We start from the raw sequence: 14,870 nt of genomic DNA on the forward strand, positions 1-14,870 counted from the left end.
AGCGGACGTCGATGGCCTTCATCACCATGCCGTAGGGGCAGAGTCTGCACCAGGCTCGACATCATTGCGACGCCCCCCAAAGAGGCTGCGATTGGGGACAGCAGACGCAACAGTGTTGTTACTCTAATAGCGCTCAATTTGCCACAGTGCTTCGTGATCTATGCCACATCGCATGCGCGTCGATGCGCACCAGCATTGCAGCCTGCAGCGCATCTACCCGCGCCTGTGTTTCTGCCAGGCGAGCCTGCCGCAGACTGCGCAGGGACAGCAGGTATTCGCCGAGCGAAGCTTCGCCCAGTTCCCACGCCCGGCGCGTGCGGGTGTTGGATGCGGTCTGTGCGGCCAGCGCCTGCTGGTGCGACTGCCACTGTGCACATTTACTTTGCGCGGCTTGGACGGCAAGCCATGCACCTTGCTCTATGGCGCGCCGCACATCGGCCGCCTCGGCTTCGGCGGCTGCGGCATTGGCGCTCTCCGTGGCGGCCCGGGCACTGCGGTAGTCCATGCCGAAGGGAACGGAAAGCACTAACCCCACGACGCGTTCGGTGCCGCCACGATCGGACAGGACGCGCACGCCCACGGTAGGGTCTGGCGTACGTTCGGCGCGCGTGCGTTCGGCCACTTTCAACAGGCGCGTAGTTTCGCCGTTGGCCATCGCGATCTCGGCGCTTTCCTGGACGATGCGCGCCTGCCAGGCCTGCGGGCTGTCGGGCAACTCTTGAGGCTCGGGCAATGCCGCCGCAGCGAGGGGCACGGTGATTTCCGGGAACCCCAGGGCCAAGGCCTGCCGGGCCGCCAGCGCCGCGTCGCGCGCCATCAGGGTCTGCGCGGCCTGGGTTGCGAGCTCGGCGTCCAGCACGTCCATCTCGCGCCGTGCTGCATCGCCCAGGGCCACGCGGCGGACCAGGACGTCGCGTTCGCGAGAGAGTAGTTGATCCTGCGCCGCGGTCTCTTCGGCCACGGCGCTGCTGCGCAGCCAGCCCATCCAGGCATCGAGCAGGCGGCGGGCCACTTGGTGTTCGGCATCTTCCAGACGCAGGTCGGCCACGCTGCGGGTGCTACTGCCGATCTCCCGGTCCAGCCGGGCCTTGTCGGGCAAACGGATCGTGCGGCTGATGCCCAGTTCCCATTCGTTGTAGCTGCGCTGCTCGTTGGGGACATAGCGGCGCTGGAAGCCCGAATTGGCCTGGAATTCATGGCTGCCTACATCCAGGGCATGCTGGGTAGCTGCGGCAGCCCGCACGCGCTCGGCCGCCGCGCGCACGGCGGGCTGCGACTGCAGGGCTGCGTGGACTTGGGCCGACGAGGGGAGCCAACCAGGCGCGGGTTCCTGTGCCAGCGTAAACCAGGGAATGCAGGCCAGCGCCGCTGCCGCACAAGGAAAGAGAAACTTCATACCAGCCGCCCCATCGCCATGACAGGCTCCATCCACCAGCGCACGTCGTTGGATGCGATGCGCTGGCGCAGTGCGGCCAGAAGACTGTCTACACGCTCGCGCTCGATCACGACCCACAGCACACGGCGATCAATGCGGCCACGTACCTGCTCGCGGATGGATGCGTGCGTGAAGTCGCTGCTGTGCCCCTCGGCGTGCAGCAGGGTAAAGCCAGGCAGCGTGATGTCGGTCATCAGGGTGCCCGTCACGGCGTCTTCCAGCGCTGGGGGGAACACCAGGTTCAGTCGTATCCATTCAGCGCCTTGCTCGTCATGTGGCGCATTCATTTCCGTGTTCATGCAGTCCCTCCTTTCATCGTTTGACCGAAGCGCCGGTACAACACCGGTAGCAGCACCAGCGTGAGCGCGGTGGAACTGACCAGCCCACCGATCACCACGATAGCCAGCGGGCGCTGGATCTCCGAGCCCGGTCCGGTGGACAGCAGCAGGGGCACCAGGCCAAAGGCAGTGATGGAGGCGGTCATCAACACCGGGCGCAGGCGGCGCAGCGAGCCTTCGCGCACCACCTGATCCATGGGCAAGCCCAGCGCGTGCAAATGGTTGAAGTGTGTGACCAGCACCAGCCCGTTGAGCACGGCAATGCCCAGAAGGGCAATGAAGCCCACCGATGCGGGCACCGACAGGTATTGCCCCGACATCCATAGCGCGGCCATGCCACCGACCAGAGCGAAAGGCACGTTGCCCAGGATCAGCACGGCTTGGCGCGTGGAGCCGAAGGTCATGAACAGCACGAAGAAGATCAGCGCCAACGAGACCGGCACCACCAGACCCAGCCGGGCAGCGGCGCGCTGCTGGTTCTCGAACTGGCCGCCCCATTCCAGCCGGTAGCCTGCGGGCAGGGAGACATCGCGCGCCACGACAGCTCGGGCCTCATCCACGAAGCCCACCAGATCACGCCCGCTCACCATGGACTGGATCAGCGCGAAGCGCGAGCCACTCTCGCGCCGCACCAGCACCGGGCCTTGGGTGGTGGTGATGGCTGCCAGCGACGTGAGGGGGATGTCGCCAGAGCCGGCTGCGCCGCTGCGGGCCAACCGCAAGTCCTTGAATCGCTCGGCGGAACCGCGTAGCGGCGCATCGCCCCGTACCACGATGGGCGTGCGCCGGTTGGCCTCGATCACCATGCCCGCAGGAACGCCTTCGAGTTGCGCACGCAACTCGTCCTGCACGGCTGCCACCGCCAGGCCCGCGCGGCCGCTGGCCTGAGCGTCCACCTTCACTTGCAGGTACTCGACATGGTCGCTGGCCTGCGTCAGCACGTCGCGTGCGCCGGGGACTTTCTCGACGCTGGCGGCGATGCGCACGGCCAGTTCGCCCAAGGTGTTCAGGTCCGGGCCGAAGAGCTTGATGGCCACGTCGCCACGGCTGCCGGTGAGCATTTCGGAGACGCGCATCTCGATAGGCTGGGTGAAACCGAAATCCAGGCCGGGGAAGGCTGCCATCACCTTACGGATTTCTTCGCCCAGCGCTTCCTTGTCCATGCGCCATGTCTTGCGGTCGCCAAGCTGCATGAACATGTCGGTTTCGTTCAATCCCATGGGGTCGAGCCCTAGTTCGTCCGAGCCAACGCGGGCGATGCTGTGCTGGACTTCGGGGACTTTTTCCAGGATGGCTTTCTGCACCGCCAGGTCGATGTCGCGCGAGCGGTTCAACCCGATAGAGGGCGGCTTTTGCAATTGCAGCAGGATGTCGCCCTCATCCATCGTCGGCATGAAAGCCTTGCCGGTACCCAGGTAGGCCAACACACCCAACACCAGGGCAGCCAGCGCCATGGCTGTGGCTCGCAGTGGATGGGCCAGCGCTGCATCCAGCATCGGGCGATACAGGCGCAACGCGCCGCGCATCACCCAGGGCTCGCGATGCGCATGCTCCTCGAGCAGTAGCGATGACAGCACGGGCACCAACGTCAGCGACAACAGCAACGAGACACCCAACGCGAACACGATGGTCAGCGCCACGGGCGCGAACAACTTGCCTTCCAGCCCCTGCAAGGCCAGCAGCGGCACGAAGGTCAGACAGATGATGAGGATGCCCGAGGCCACGGGCAAGGCCACCTCGCGCGCGGCAGCGAAAACGCGGTGCAAGCGTGGTAGTTGCGCCCCGTCGGCGTGCGGGTCGAGACGGCTTACGGCGTTCTCCACTACAACCACCGCCGCATCGACCAGCATGCCGATGGCGATGGCCAGCCCGCCCAGGCTCATCAAGTTGGCGCTCATGCCCGCAACACGCATCAGCAGGAAGGTGCCCAGCGCGGCCAACGGCACCATCAGCGCCACGACCAGCGCCGCGCGCAACTCGCCCAGAAAAAGCAGCAGCAGCACGACAACCAGCACTGTCGCTTCGAGCAATGCGCTTTCCACCGTGCCCACCGCGCGCTGGATGAGCGTACTGCGGTCGTAGAAGGGCACTACCTTCACGCCCGGCGGCAGGCTAGGCGCAATACTGTTCATTTAATTAATAATTGGGTGCGGCTGATGTGCCTGATGCAGTACGGCGCCGCGATGACGCACGTTGTAGTTGCTCATCTTGCGTTTGACGCCCCGGGGATTGAGACGACCTCGGCTGCACACGGCCTTGCCGCTGGCGATCTCAACGAGTAGCGCATCGCGCCAGCCTGCGAGGCGCTCAGGGGGGAATGGCCGCAGCTTGCGGCATCTTGCGTTTGATCACGCGCACAGCGTGCACGAAACTCAAGCGATCCGGATCCAACCCGTTGTTCCAGGCCGCCTGGGCCATGAGCTGTCGGATCGCAAAATGCGCCAGCAGCAGCCCCCACAACTCCTGCTGCACCAACTCAGGCGTCTTGCTGCGCAGCACCGTGCTGCTGCCGCGCAGATGGGTCTTGAACTCATCAAGCACACTCTCGATCTCCCAGCGCTCGTGGTACAGCGCTGCCAGCTCTTGTGCCGGTGCCTGATCGGGGTCCAGGATATTGGTCACCAAACGGTAGCTATCCTGCGCAGGCGTGGCCGAGTCCTGCAGCGTGTAGTCAATGACCCGCACCACTTGTCCGTTGCGGCGTTGGCGGTCTTCGCTGCTGAAGAGGGTGCTCAGGTAGGAGCCGTCTTGAAGTCTTTGCTGCACCGGCAGCCTCATAGTGGATTTGACGCGCCAAGCCAACTTGGCACCACTGGCGCAAGCAATTTGCCAGAGCTTGAAGCTGTAAAACCCCCGATCAGCGAGCACCAGCATGTCCGGCTGCAGGTGCGAGGCCAGCAAGGGCTCGGCCATCGTTTGTTCGCCCTGAGCGTATGGCCCCATCTGCGCTGCCGTCACCACATGGGTGCCACACTCCACCAGACCCACCAGCCTGGCCTGCGGGAAGGCGCTTTGCCCGCGTGAGGACGAGGGGTAGCCAAAGAATTCCGCATTGGTGCGCTCATCGGCGACATCCATGGTGCTGCCATCGATGGCCATCACGCGCCAGTCACGATACCAGGCACCTGTGAGATCCCGGGATGCCACGGGTCGCAGCACCCGCTGCGCCAGTTGCTGCATCACTTCAGGGCCCAGCCGTGTGCGCGCCTGCGAGATGGCCGATTTACTGGCCTGGATGGTCTGACCCTGCCCCTGGGGGCCGCCGAGCCAGTGCAGGCCTTCGCAGACCACGCGCAACACCTCCTCCAGCGGCGCTTCGCGCCACAGCGCCAAGGCCATGACGTAGTACACCACCGCAGGTGCGGGCAAGAGCCGCTGGCGCTGACTGGCGCGTCCCGTCTGGGCCAGCACCTCTTCAATCAATGGACGTGGACACACGCTGGCCAGTACGCCAGCACTGATCAAGTGCGCTACATCAATGTGGGCCGCTACGGCCTTGCGTGTCCTTGCCATCGTTCCAATGCTGGGGGATTGCGATGGCTTCGAATTATCAATGATGAGATACTATCTGAACAGTATTGAGGCTAGGCGCGAGCTCATCCAGGCGTGCGCGGATCGCCTTCACCAGCGTAGACGCATCAGCGCCGCGCAGCGCCACGACAATGCCTTCCACCGCCTCGCCCTGGCCGTCGCGGCTGACGGCGCCGTAGCGGGTCAGCCCCTCCATGCGCACGGCGGCCACATCACCCACACGCACAGCGGGTGCGCCGGCCGTGGCGGCACGCAGCACGATGCGCGATACATCCTCCGCGCTGCGGATCGCACCTTCCGAGCGCACGATCAGCGTGTTCTCCCCCGCATCCAAGCGGCCCGCGCCGTCGTTGCGATTGTTGCGGCTAACGGCCGTTACCACGTCGGCAAAGCTCATCCCGGCGGCAGACAGGCGCGCACGATCGGGTACCACGGCAAAACTGGCGGCCTCGCCGCCCAGCACGTTGATGTCGGCCACACCGGGCAGCGTGCGCAAGGCGGGGCGCAACGTCCAGTCCAGCAGGGTGCGCCGCTCGCTCAATGACAGCGAGCCGCCTTCGATGGTGAACATGAACACGTCCGACAGCGGCGTGGAAATCGGCGCCAGCCCGCCGCCCACGCCCTCGGGCAGGCTGCCCGCGACGGCGGCATAGCGCTCGGCCACCTGCTGGCGGGCCCAGTAGATGTCGCTGCCCTCGGCAAAGTCCAGCGTGATGTCAGCGATGGCGTACTTGGCCGTGGAGCGCAGCATCACGCCGCGCGGCACGCCCAACAGCTCCATCTCCAGCGGCGCGATGACACGCGATTCGACCTCTTCGGGCGTCATGCCTGGCGCCTTGAGGATCAGCTTGACCTGTGTGGGCGAGATGTCCGGGTAGGCGTCAATCGGCAATTGCAGGAACGAGGCCACGCCTGCGCCCGCGAGGGCGAGCACGGCCAGCAGCACCAGCAGACGCTGACGCAGGGAAAATTCAATGAGGCGAGAGAGCATCCCCGGCCCCTCACTGCAGCGGCAGCATGGACTTGAGCAGCGCCGTGCCACGCGTGACAACCTGCTCACCGGCCGTCAGTGCGGTGGAACCATCCTTGGAGTCGGGCACCACCACGCTGATGGACTCGTCCCCGCCCAGCAATTGCACAGCCACGGCGCGCAAGCGCATCGCACCTTTCTCACCGCCCACCGCATCGCTCGCCGCATACAGAACATGCCCTTTCCCAGCAGGCAGCAATGCCGACGGCGGCACGGCCAGTGCGCCCGCTGGCGCGGGCAGCAGCAGGCTCACGCTGAACTGCTGGCCCACGGCGAGCGCGGTCTGCCCCTCGATGCTGGCACGCACGCGCAGGCTCTGGCTGGCGGGGTCGGCATCAGCACCCACTGCCACCACCTTGGCCACGCTGCCATCGGGCAGGCCTACGGGCAGGCCGGGCTTGATGGCACTGCGCAGCCGCAACGGCGCTGTGAAGTTCACATCCATATGCCCCGCCTCGGCTACTACGAAGGCGGCTTCCAGCGCAGCCACCGATTGCCCGGGCATCAGGTGCCTCCGCACCACCTGGCCCGCCATCGGCGCCAGCAGTTCGTACTCGCCCGCCTGCCCGCCCGCCACCGGGCGCAGTTGCGCCAGCGCGCCCGTGGCCTGGCGCAGCGTGCTCTGCGCGGCCTGGGTGCGCGCCTGCGACTGTTCGTTGCGTGCGGCGGGAATGATGCCCTCGGCCAGCAAGACCGTATCGCGCTGGGCTTGCAGCGCGGCTGCCGTGGCTTCGCTGCGCGCGCGGGACAATTCGCCCTGAGCGACCAGCACATCGCGGCTCTGGATGCGCGCCAACGGCTGCCCTTGCCGAACAAAAGCCCCTTCATCGACCAGGATGCGCGTGACCACGCCCGCGTAGGGTGCGCTGACCTGCGCGCTGGCGGCCAGAGGCGCGGCGGCTTGCGCGGGCAAGCCAGGCACAGGCAACTGCGTGGCGGTGTCCGCCGCCGCCGTGGCCACCCCGAGCGCGCGCAGTTGCGCCACACCCAATGTGATGTGTCCGTCAGCGGCGGGGATCATGGCGGGCGCCTGTGCCACCGATTCCTTCGCGGGGCGTGAGAGCACCCACCAGCCTGCGCCCGCCGCTACCGCCACGATCACAACGGCGGCTGCAACGCGTGAGAGGGCGGAGTGTTGATTTTTTTTCTGCGGCGCGCCTTCTGGGGGCGTTGCACTGGGAGACATACCAAGCATGCGGTTAGATGTGCTGTGATGGCAATCCGCCGCATGTTGGCCGCCCAAGCTTTGGGCAAGCTTTGGTCGAATGAAAAAATTCAATAGTGACGCGAGAACGCCGCAATACGCACACAAGGCGCGGCATCGTCAGTATCGTTTCGCGTGCGTCGATCGAATCTACGTGCCGGAGAAAGTGATTGATATTCAGGAACTCTAGAGACCGCTATGGCAATTTCGTCGTTGCCTTGCATTGGCTGATGCTGGTGCTTCTCGCTGCTGTTTATGCCAGCATGGAACTGTGCGGCTTTGCGCCCAAAGGCAGCGAACTGCGCGCGAATATGAAATCCCTGCATTTCCTGCTGGGGCTGTCCGTCCTGGCATTGGTGGCGGTCCGGCTGTGCGTGCGCTGGGTGGCAGGCGCTGCGCCGGCCATCGAGCCGCCCATGGGCCGGTGGCCGGCCCTGATGGCACGGCTCATGCATGCCGCGCTGTACGCGCTGATGATTGCCGCAGCACTGCTGGGTTGGCTAGCGCTGAGCACGGCGGCCAAGCCGGTAACCCTGTTCGGCTTTGCGCTACCCATGCTGACGAGCGCGAACGAAGCGCTCGCTCATCCCTTGAAGGATCTGCACGAAGCACTGGCCACGGCGGGCTATGCGTTGATTGGATTGCATGCGGCGGCGGCACTGCTGCACCACTATGTCGTCCACGACAACACACTTGTGCGCATGCTGCCGAGGCGCGGCTCCCGATAAGCAATCCGAGAAACAGAGAATTCCAATGAAGTTCTTGCACCGCGAACGCCACCGCACGGAACACATCGGCTGGCTGCGCGCCGCCGTCCTGGGCGCCAACGACGGGATCATTTCCACCGCCAGCCTGGTGGTCGGTGTTGCAGCGGCGCAGGCCAGCCACGCCAGCATCATGACAACCGCAGTAGCCGGGCTGGTCGCCGGCGCCATGTCCATGGCGGCTGGAGAATACGTGTCGGTCTTTTCTCAAGCGGACACGGAGAAAGCGGATCTGGCGCGGGAACATCGCGAGTTGACGGAAAACCCCGAAGCCGAGCATCGGGAACTGACAGCCATCTATACCCAGCGGGGGATTGCGCCTGCGCTGGCCAGCGAGGTCGCAACTCAACTGATGGCCCACGATGCGCTGGGCGCGCATGCCCGCGATGAACTGGGTATCTCGGAGGCGCTCAGCGCCAAGCCCTTGCAGGCAGCGCTGGCCTCCGCTGCCAGCTTTGCCGTGGGAGCGGCGCTGCCGCTGGCTGTGGTGATGCTGGCGCCTGGGCCCTCGCTGCTCGCTTGGACGGTAGCCACGGCCATCTTTTTCCTGGCTCTACTGGGTGTCCTGGCCGCCAGGATAGGTGGCGCTCCCGTGCTCAAAAGCGCCTCCCGGGTGGCGCTGTGGGGCACCCTGGCGATGGCGATCACGGCGGGTGTCGGCGCGATGTTTGGTGCAGCGCCGTAGATTTACACCAGAGCGACCCAGGGCCCCAGCCGGGCGGTCAGCCTGCCCCCCTGCAGGCTGAAGCGCAGTGGCAGATCAATGGCCCGCGCCAGGGCGAACGCCAGGGCCAGCCCCAGCCCTGCATGGTGTGCCGTGCCGCCTTCGGAAGACTTGCGCCAAAAGCGGTGGCCGAGGTGTTCCAGGTCGCCTTCACGAAGATCGGGTGCGGCATTGTCGATGGAAAGAAGCCAGCCCGCATCACCGCGCTCCAGGCGGCAGGTGATGGCATCGCCGTCAGGTGCGTACTCCAAGGCATTGCGCAGCAGGTTGGAGAGGATCCGCTCGATCACGCCCAGATCGCCCCGCACCCAGGCCGATGGCGGCAGATCGGCTTGCACGGTCAGCCTGCGGCGCGCCTGCATTCCCTCCAAAGCCGCCATCAGTTCGCGCACCAACCCAGCCACATCGAGAGGATCAGGCGCTTGTGTATGCTGTCCGGATTCGAGCCGAGCCAGCAGCAGCAAGGTATCCACGCTGCGTTGCATGCGTGCAGTGGCGTCCACGGCAGCGCGCAGGCTGTGCTGGGCCAGGATGGGGTCGTCCGCACTCAGCGCGCTTTCGGCGCTGGTGCGGATTTCCGCCAACGGAGTGCGCAGCTCGTGCGCCACGTCGCGCGAGAACTGGCGCTCGCGCTCGATGGCGGTGTACAGGTGGCGCAGGCCCAGGTTGAAGGCATCGGCAAAGGGCTTGAGCTCACGAGGCAAGTCGCCGCCCAGGGGCTGCATGCGCTGGTCTGCATTCAGGCGGGCCGCCGCGGCGCCTGTGCGACGCAGCACCACGATGACGCGCTGTACCAGGAGCAGCGCCGATCCCGTTGCCAGCAGGGTTGCCAACGCGATGCCGACGAGCAACGCAAAGTGGACGCGCCGTTCGGTCCGGTCCCATCCTTCGCGCTCCGTTGCCACCACCAGCAGCCGGTTCTGGCTGCCATGCAATGCCACATGGGTGGCGAGCGCACGGCCTGCGTGACCATCGGGCAGCATCACATCGTAATAGCGGGGCGTGCCTTGCGCCGCCAGTCCCACCGGAAGTACAGCGCCAGCGCTGCTGGGCGACCGCAACACGGCCTGGCCGTTGTCTTCGTTGAAAACAGTGAAGAACTCGGTGTGCCCGCGCGGCTCATATTCGGGCATCAGGCGTTCGAGCCGCTGTGGATCAGGCTCTTGCAGTGCGCGCCCTACGGCAGCGGCGCGCTGCGAAAGCGTGAGATCCATTTGCTGGTAAATCGCTCGGTCGATCAAACGATCCAGCACCGGGAATACGGCGGCGAAGGTACCGCCTATGCACAAGATCAGACCAACAGCCAGACGCCGGTGCAGTGACCAGGCGGTATCGTTGGAGGGGGCAGAAGGTGGGTGCATGCTTCACATCAGCACGTAACCAAAGCCCCGCCGGGTCACGATCAGCTCGCCCAGACCGCATTGGGCCAGCTTGGTGCGCAGGGTACTGACGATAACCTCCACCACCTTGTCCGACGCGTCGCTGCTGCTGTCGTACAGATGTTCAAAAATTTGTGTGCGTGACAACACCGCTCCCTGCCTGCGCAGCAGCAGTTCCAGGCATCCGTATTCCTTGGGCGTGAGTTTCAGGTCATCGCCGCGCCAGCGCGCCGTACGCGAGCGCGGGTCGACGGCCAGTTCGCCATGACGCAAAACAGGTGTGTCGCGTTGCGCCGGGCGTCTCACCAGGGCACGCAGTCGGGCTAGCAGCTCCGCCAGTTCAAAGGGCTTGGTCAGATAGTCATCGGCGCCCGCGTCCAGAGCACGCACCCGGTCGTCGAGTTGCTCCCGCGCTGACAGCACCAACACAGGGGCCGCTCCGGCATCGCTGCCCAATGCCTGCAATACTCCAAAGCCATCCACACGAGGCAGCATCAAGTCCAGAATGATCGCGTCGTAGCGGTAGCTTTTGAGAAACTGCAGCGCAGCCTGACCGTCCGCTGCAATATCGCAAGCGTAGCCCTCAATTCTGAGACTGCGATTCAAGGCCTCAGACAGCGTCTCTGAATCTTCAACAATCAAGATGCGCATCTATCTAATTCTCACGACCAGAGCAATCCTAGAATCCGAAAAATAAGTCATTCTGACGCACCAACCTTTGGCCAGGCTTTTGACTCGAGCAGCCAATTAATGGGAGCCGTCCAAGCAGTCCTGTAACCACGTCCTCGAAGGCGACGGCGCGGTCATCATGGATATGGAACATATCGAAGGCCTCAAGTGGATTCCGCTGAATGACGATGACGGCGGCACGAAATGGAACCGTGATGGATCCGAGGCTGGATATCGCATGGTGGCTTTGAGCGGGGAGCGCTCCAAGTCCCAAGAGTACGAGCATGGGAAGGATTAGGCCCCGCAGGCGCGCGGGAAGGCCGAGCGTCGCGGTCCAGCGCTTGATCTCTTCGTCCATCAACGTACTCATGGTGTCTTCCTCTCGACGGTAACACCTGAGCAGGTTTTCACTGGGTCAATACACCCGCGCCTGCCGGTGCGCGCCGTGGCCGCATCGGCCGCACAGCTCGATGCCCGGTTGGCCGCCGCGCAGGTGACATTGGCCCGCGACGACCAGCCCGTGGATGCCGGCTGCGGCGCCTGCGTGCTGGACGGGCCGCTGCAGGCACTGCGCTACTTCCTGACCGAGCTGCGCGCCTGCCCGGGCGCGCCGGACATCCAACCCGGTGACGTGGTCACCACCGGCACTTGGACGGACGCCTGGCCCGTGCGCGCAGGCGAGCGTTGGAGCGGTGCCTTCGGCCCGCCGCTGGCGCCGTTGACCGTGCACTTTCGCTGACGCGCGGCCCGGCGCGCTGCGCCGGCAGCGAGCCCAGTGCGCGCGGGTGTGACCCGCTCCCGAAGCGGTTGCGCAGGCCCGTCACCGGGGCGTCGAATTCCTGAGTGCGCGCCAGTGGCCATAAACTGGGCCACTACCCGCCCTAATACACACGAAAGGAGACAGGATGATCAGCTATGACGTGGCCGAATGCGGCCAGCCCCTGGTGCGCAACGAGCGCGCCACCCCCCGGCCCGTGGGCGACCAGGTGCTGGTGCGCGTCGAGGCGGCGGGGGTGTGCCACTCTGACCTGCACATCTGGCATGGCTCGTACGACCTGGGCAACGGCAAGAAGATGTCCATGATCGATCGCGGCATGAAGCTGCCCCTGACCATGGGCCACGAGATCGCCGGCGAAGTGGTCGCCGTGGGCGATGCCGTGAAGGACGTGGCGGTGGGCAAGCGCTACTTGGTCTTCCCCTGGCACGGCTGCGGGGAATGCAGCGTGTGCCGGCGCGGGGACGAGAACCTGTGCCTGGCCGGCCGGTCCATGGGCGTGTTCCAGCCGGGCGGCTATGCCGACCATGTGCTGGTGTCCCACTCGCGCTATCTGGTGGACATCGGCGACATGCCGCCCGTGCATGCGGCGCCCTATGCGTGTTCGGGCCTGACCACCTACAGCGCCCTGAAGAAGATACCCGCCCAGGTGCTCAAGGACGAGAAGCTCATCATCTTCGGCGCCGGCGGCCTGGGCCTGATGGCCATCCTGCTCGCGCGGGCCATGGGCAGCGCGGGCGTGATCGTCATCGAGCCCGACGCGGCCAAGCGTGCCGCCGCCCTGCAGGCCGGCGCCCTGGCGGCGTTCGATCCCGGGCAGGACGGCTACATGGCCCAGGTGCGCCAAGCCGCGGGCGGCGCGGTGTGGGCCATCATCGACTGCGTGGGTTCCAGCCAGACCGTGCAGGCCGGCATCGACATGCTGACCAAGGGCGGGCAGCTGGTGCAGATAGGCCTGTTCGGCGGCCACGTGGACCTGCCCACGCCCTCCATGGCCCTGCGCGCCATCACCTACCAGGGCACCTACGTGGGCAACCTGCGCGAGCTGCAGGAGCTGATGCAGCTGGTCAAGGACAAGCGGCTGCAGCCCGTGCCCAGCACCTGCCTGCCTTTCGGCAAGGCCTTCACCGCCCTGCTGGCGCTGGAGGAGGGCAAGGCCGTTGGGCGGCAGATCCTGACGCCGGAGGGCGCCTGCTGACCTTAAACACGCTCTGAGAACACCATGCACACCGGGCTGCCGCAAGGGGTGGATGCGATGGGCCGGCGGGTGTCGATGGGGGCCTCGTCGTCCAGCGCGAAGCAGGCGATGCCGTCGCTGTCCTCGTTGAGCACGAACATTCGGCTCCCCAGCGGCGAGCTGGCGAAGAACCGGGGCGTGCGCCCGCCCGCCGGGAAGGCGCCGCGCCAGAAGAGGCGGCCCGTGGCCGCATCGACGTCGAAGACGGCGATGCTGTCCGCCCCGCGGTTGGAGGCGTGGACGCGGCGCCCGTCGCGCGACACCTCGATCTCCGCCGCCCGGCTGTTGCCGACGAAGTGGTCGGGCAGGGTGGACAGGACCTGCAGGCCCTCCATGCGACCCGTGGCGGCGTCGAAGCTGCACGCCAGGACCGTCGAGTCGAGCTCGTTGACCACGTAGGCGCGGGGCAGCGCGGGGTGGAAGGCCAGGTGCCGCGGCCCGGCGCCTTCGCGGCATTGCAGCCAGGGCTGCGCCGCCGGTGCCAGCCGCCCCTGTTCGAAGGAGAAGACGAACACTCGGTCCAGCCCCTTGTCCGGCACGAGCACGAAGCGGCCGCCGGGGGCGAAGGGGTTGAAGTGCGGCTTGGCGAAGGGCTGCTCCTTGCGGTGCGGGCCGGGTTCGCCCGGCAGGGCCACGCGCTGCTGCACGGGGCCGAGCAGACCGTCGGGCGCGATGGGCAGCACCACGACCGTTCCGCCCTGCTGGCCCAGGTGGTCGGACACGACCAGGTGGCGCCCGTCCGGGGCGATGGACAGGTGCACCGGGTTGCGCCCGCCGCAGTCCTGGGTCTGCATGAAGGCCAGCAGGCCCGTTTCCCGGTCCACGGCCAGCACGCTGACCTCGTGCCCGTCGCCATGTACCGTGTACAGCCGGTCGCCGCGGGCATTCATGGCGAGGAACGAGGGGTTGGTCAGGTGGGCCACCGTCTGGATGCGGTCGAGCGTGCCGCGCTCCTCGTCCACGCGGAAGACCGTGATGCCTTCCCCGCGCGCGTTGCGTTCGCGCGTGGTGCGCGAGCCCACGTAGGCGAACACGGGCCGTGTCATGCATCCGCCCGGGGTGCGACGGTGGCGCCCTCGATGCCATGGCGCGCGAGGGCATCGGCGACGAAGCCGCTGGCCTTGGCGTCCTCGACGAAGGCCGCCAGCACGTGCTGTGCCTCGGCGCCGCGCGGCTTGGGGATGCCCATGGCCTGCTGGATCACCATGAAGCGTCCCGGCAGCAGGCGCAGCCCGGGGATGCGCAGGGCGTCGGCCTCCAGCTGCTGGCGCACGCCGGCGGCGACATCGGCGGTGGATTGCACGAAGGTTTCGACCACGGCGGGCGACGAGGGCGCCCGCAGGATCTGGGCCTGCTTGAGCTCGCGCGTCAGGTACAGGTCGTAGGCGCTGCCCTTGCCCACGACCACGGTGTGCCCCGCCTGGTCCACCTGGGCGTTGCCGGTGAGCGGCGAGTCCTGGCGCACCAGGTAGCTGCCTTCGATGAGTACGTAGGGCGCGGAAAAGGCGATGCCGGCGCCGCGCACCGGGTCCACGGCGAAGAAGCCGAAGTCGGCCTCCTCGCGCGTGACCGCGTCCACCGATTTGCCGGCCGTGTCGAAGACGACCAGTTCCAGCTCCAGGCCCAGTTGCTGGGCGAAGCGCCGCGCCAGGTCCACCGACACGCCGGCGGGGCGGCCATCGCCGTCCAGGCGCGCAAGAATGGGGTTGCCCGTGTTGATGGACGCCCGGATGTGGCCGCGAGGCGCCAGGGTGGACAGCAGCTGGGTGGAGATGGTCATGGTT

At 66.5% G+C, this 14,870-nt stretch carries 13 protein-coding genes and 2 pseudogenes; 4 read left to right on the forward strand and 11 right to left on the reverse strand.

The genetic code is table 11. The annotated features are described in order from the left end of the window. Positions 1-133: 133 nt before the first annotated feature. The 6 genes and pseudogenes from ALIDE2_RS04795 to ALIDE2_RS04820 form a co-directional block, all read right to left on the reverse strand. On the reverse strand, positions 134-1,264 hold the full coding sequence (locus tag ALIDE2_RS04795; RefSeq protein ID WP_238530103.1) for a TolC family protein: 1,131 nt from the start codon (positions 1,262-1,264) through the stop codon (positions 134-136). A gap of 128 nt (positions 1,265-1,392) precedes the next feature. Then, positions 1,393-1,734, reverse strand: a complete 342-nt coding sequence (locus ALIDE2_RS04800) for a DUF3240 family protein (RefSeq protein ID WP_013520272.1) — start codon at positions 1,732-1,734, stop codon at positions 1,393-1,395. Then, positions 1,731-3,896: pseudogene (locus tag ALIDE2_RS04805) on the reverse strand (efflux RND transporter permease subunit); the annotation flags it as partial. The gene ALIDE2_RS04800 and the pseudogene ALIDE2_RS04805, both read right to left, overlap by 4 nt. A gap of 184 nt (positions 3,897-4,080) precedes the next feature. Continuing rightward, a complete protein-coding gene (locus ALIDE2_RS04810; protein WP_085945338.1) occupies positions 4,081-5,295 on the reverse strand; it encodes an IS4 family transposase in 1,215 nt (404 codons plus the stop codon). Positions 5,296-5,353: 58 nt separating this feature from the next. Further along, positions 5,354-6,295, reverse strand: a pseudogene (locus tag ALIDE2_RS04815) (efflux RND transporter permease subunit); the annotation flags it as partial. A 10-nt stretch (positions 6,296-6,305) separates the two neighbouring features. Further along, entirely contained in the window at positions 6,306-7,355 is a 1,050-nt protein-coding gene (locus tag ALIDE2_RS04820; RefSeq protein WP_148262957.1) for an efflux RND transporter periplasmic adaptor subunit, read from the reverse strand. 353 nt (positions 7,356-7,708) lie between these two features. Here ALIDE2_RS04820 and ALIDE2_RS04825 point away from each other — a divergent pair, with 353 nt between their 5' ends. Continuing rightward, positions 7,709-8,266 carry a cytochrome b gene (locus ALIDE2_RS04825; protein WP_013721523.1) on the forward strand — a complete coding sequence of 186 codons (558 nt, stop codon included), beginning with the start codon at positions 7,709-7,711 and terminating at the stop codon, positions 8,264-8,266. Positions 8,267-8,291: 25 nt separating this feature from the next. Continuing rightward, positions 8,292-8,987, forward strand: a complete 696-nt coding sequence (locus ALIDE2_RS04830; RefSeq protein WP_013721524.1) for a VIT1/CCC1 transporter family protein — start codon at positions 8,292-8,294, stop codon at positions 8,985-8,987. A gap of 2 nt (positions 8,988-8,989) precedes the next feature. Here ALIDE2_RS04830 and ALIDE2_RS04835 read toward each other — a convergent pair whose 3' ends face one another. Genes ALIDE2_RS04835 through ALIDE2_RS04845 form a run of 3 tightly spaced genes read right to left on the reverse strand, consistent with a single transcriptional unit; the run spans position 8,990 to position 11,444 of the window. After that, positions 8,990-10,387: a sensor histidine kinase gene (locus ALIDE2_RS04835; RefSeq protein ID WP_013520267.1), complete on the reverse strand. Its 1,398-nt coding sequence runs from the start codon at positions 10,385-10,387 to the stop codon at positions 8,990-8,992. A 3-nt stretch (positions 10,388-10,390) separates the two neighbouring features. After that, positions 10,391-11,056, reverse strand: coding sequence for a response regulator transcription factor (locus ALIDE2_RS04840; protein WP_013520266.1), 666 nt, complete (start codon positions 11,054-11,056; stop codon positions 10,391-10,393). Positions 11,057-11,084: 28 nt separating this feature from the next. Continuing rightward, complete coding sequence (locus ALIDE2_RS04845; protein WP_148262958.1) at positions 11,085-11,444, reverse strand: hypothetical protein; 360 nt, start codon at positions 11,442-11,444, stop codon at positions 11,085-11,087. A gap of 75 nt (positions 11,445-11,519) precedes the next feature. Between ALIDE2_RS04845 and ALIDE2_RS04850 the strand changes: the two genes are divergently transcribed. Next, the gene (locus ALIDE2_RS04850; RefSeq protein ID WP_337999172.1) at positions 11,520-11,813 is read left to right on the forward strand and encodes a hypothetical protein; all 294 of its coding nucleotides are present in this window, start codon (positions 11,520-11,522) and stop codon (positions 11,811-11,813) included. Between the two features lie 166 nt (positions 11,814-11,979). Beyond that, positions 11,980-13,047 (forward strand): 6-hydroxyhexanoate dehydrogenase, encoded by a 1,068-nt coding sequence (locus ALIDE2_RS04855; RefSeq protein WP_013520264.1) that lies wholly within the window; start codon positions 11,980-11,982, stop codon positions 13,045-13,047. A gap of 2 nt (positions 13,048-13,049) precedes the next feature. Here the strand turns inward: ALIDE2_RS04855 and ALIDE2_RS04860 are convergent, their stop codons facing one another. Further along, the gene (locus ALIDE2_RS04860) at positions 13,050-14,132 is read right to left on the reverse strand and encodes a lactonase family protein (protein ID WP_013721526.1); all 1,083 of its coding nucleotides are present in this window, start codon (positions 14,130-14,132) and stop codon (positions 13,050-13,052) included. Beyond that, positions 14,129-14,866, reverse strand: coding sequence for an ABC transporter substrate-binding protein (locus ALIDE2_RS04865; protein ID WP_013520262.1), 738 nt, complete (start codon positions 14,864-14,866; stop codon positions 14,129-14,131). The genes ALIDE2_RS04860 and ALIDE2_RS04865 overlap by 4 nt, the downstream gene beginning before the upstream one ends. Positions 14,867-14,870: the final 4 nt, after the last annotated feature.

The sequence above is a fragment of the Alicycliphilus denitrificans K601 genome, from assembly GCF_000204645.1.
GTDB classification, from domain to species: domain Bacteria; phylum Pseudomonadota; class Gammaproteobacteria; order Burkholderiales; family Burkholderiaceae_C; genus Alicycliphilus; species Alicycliphilus denitrificans.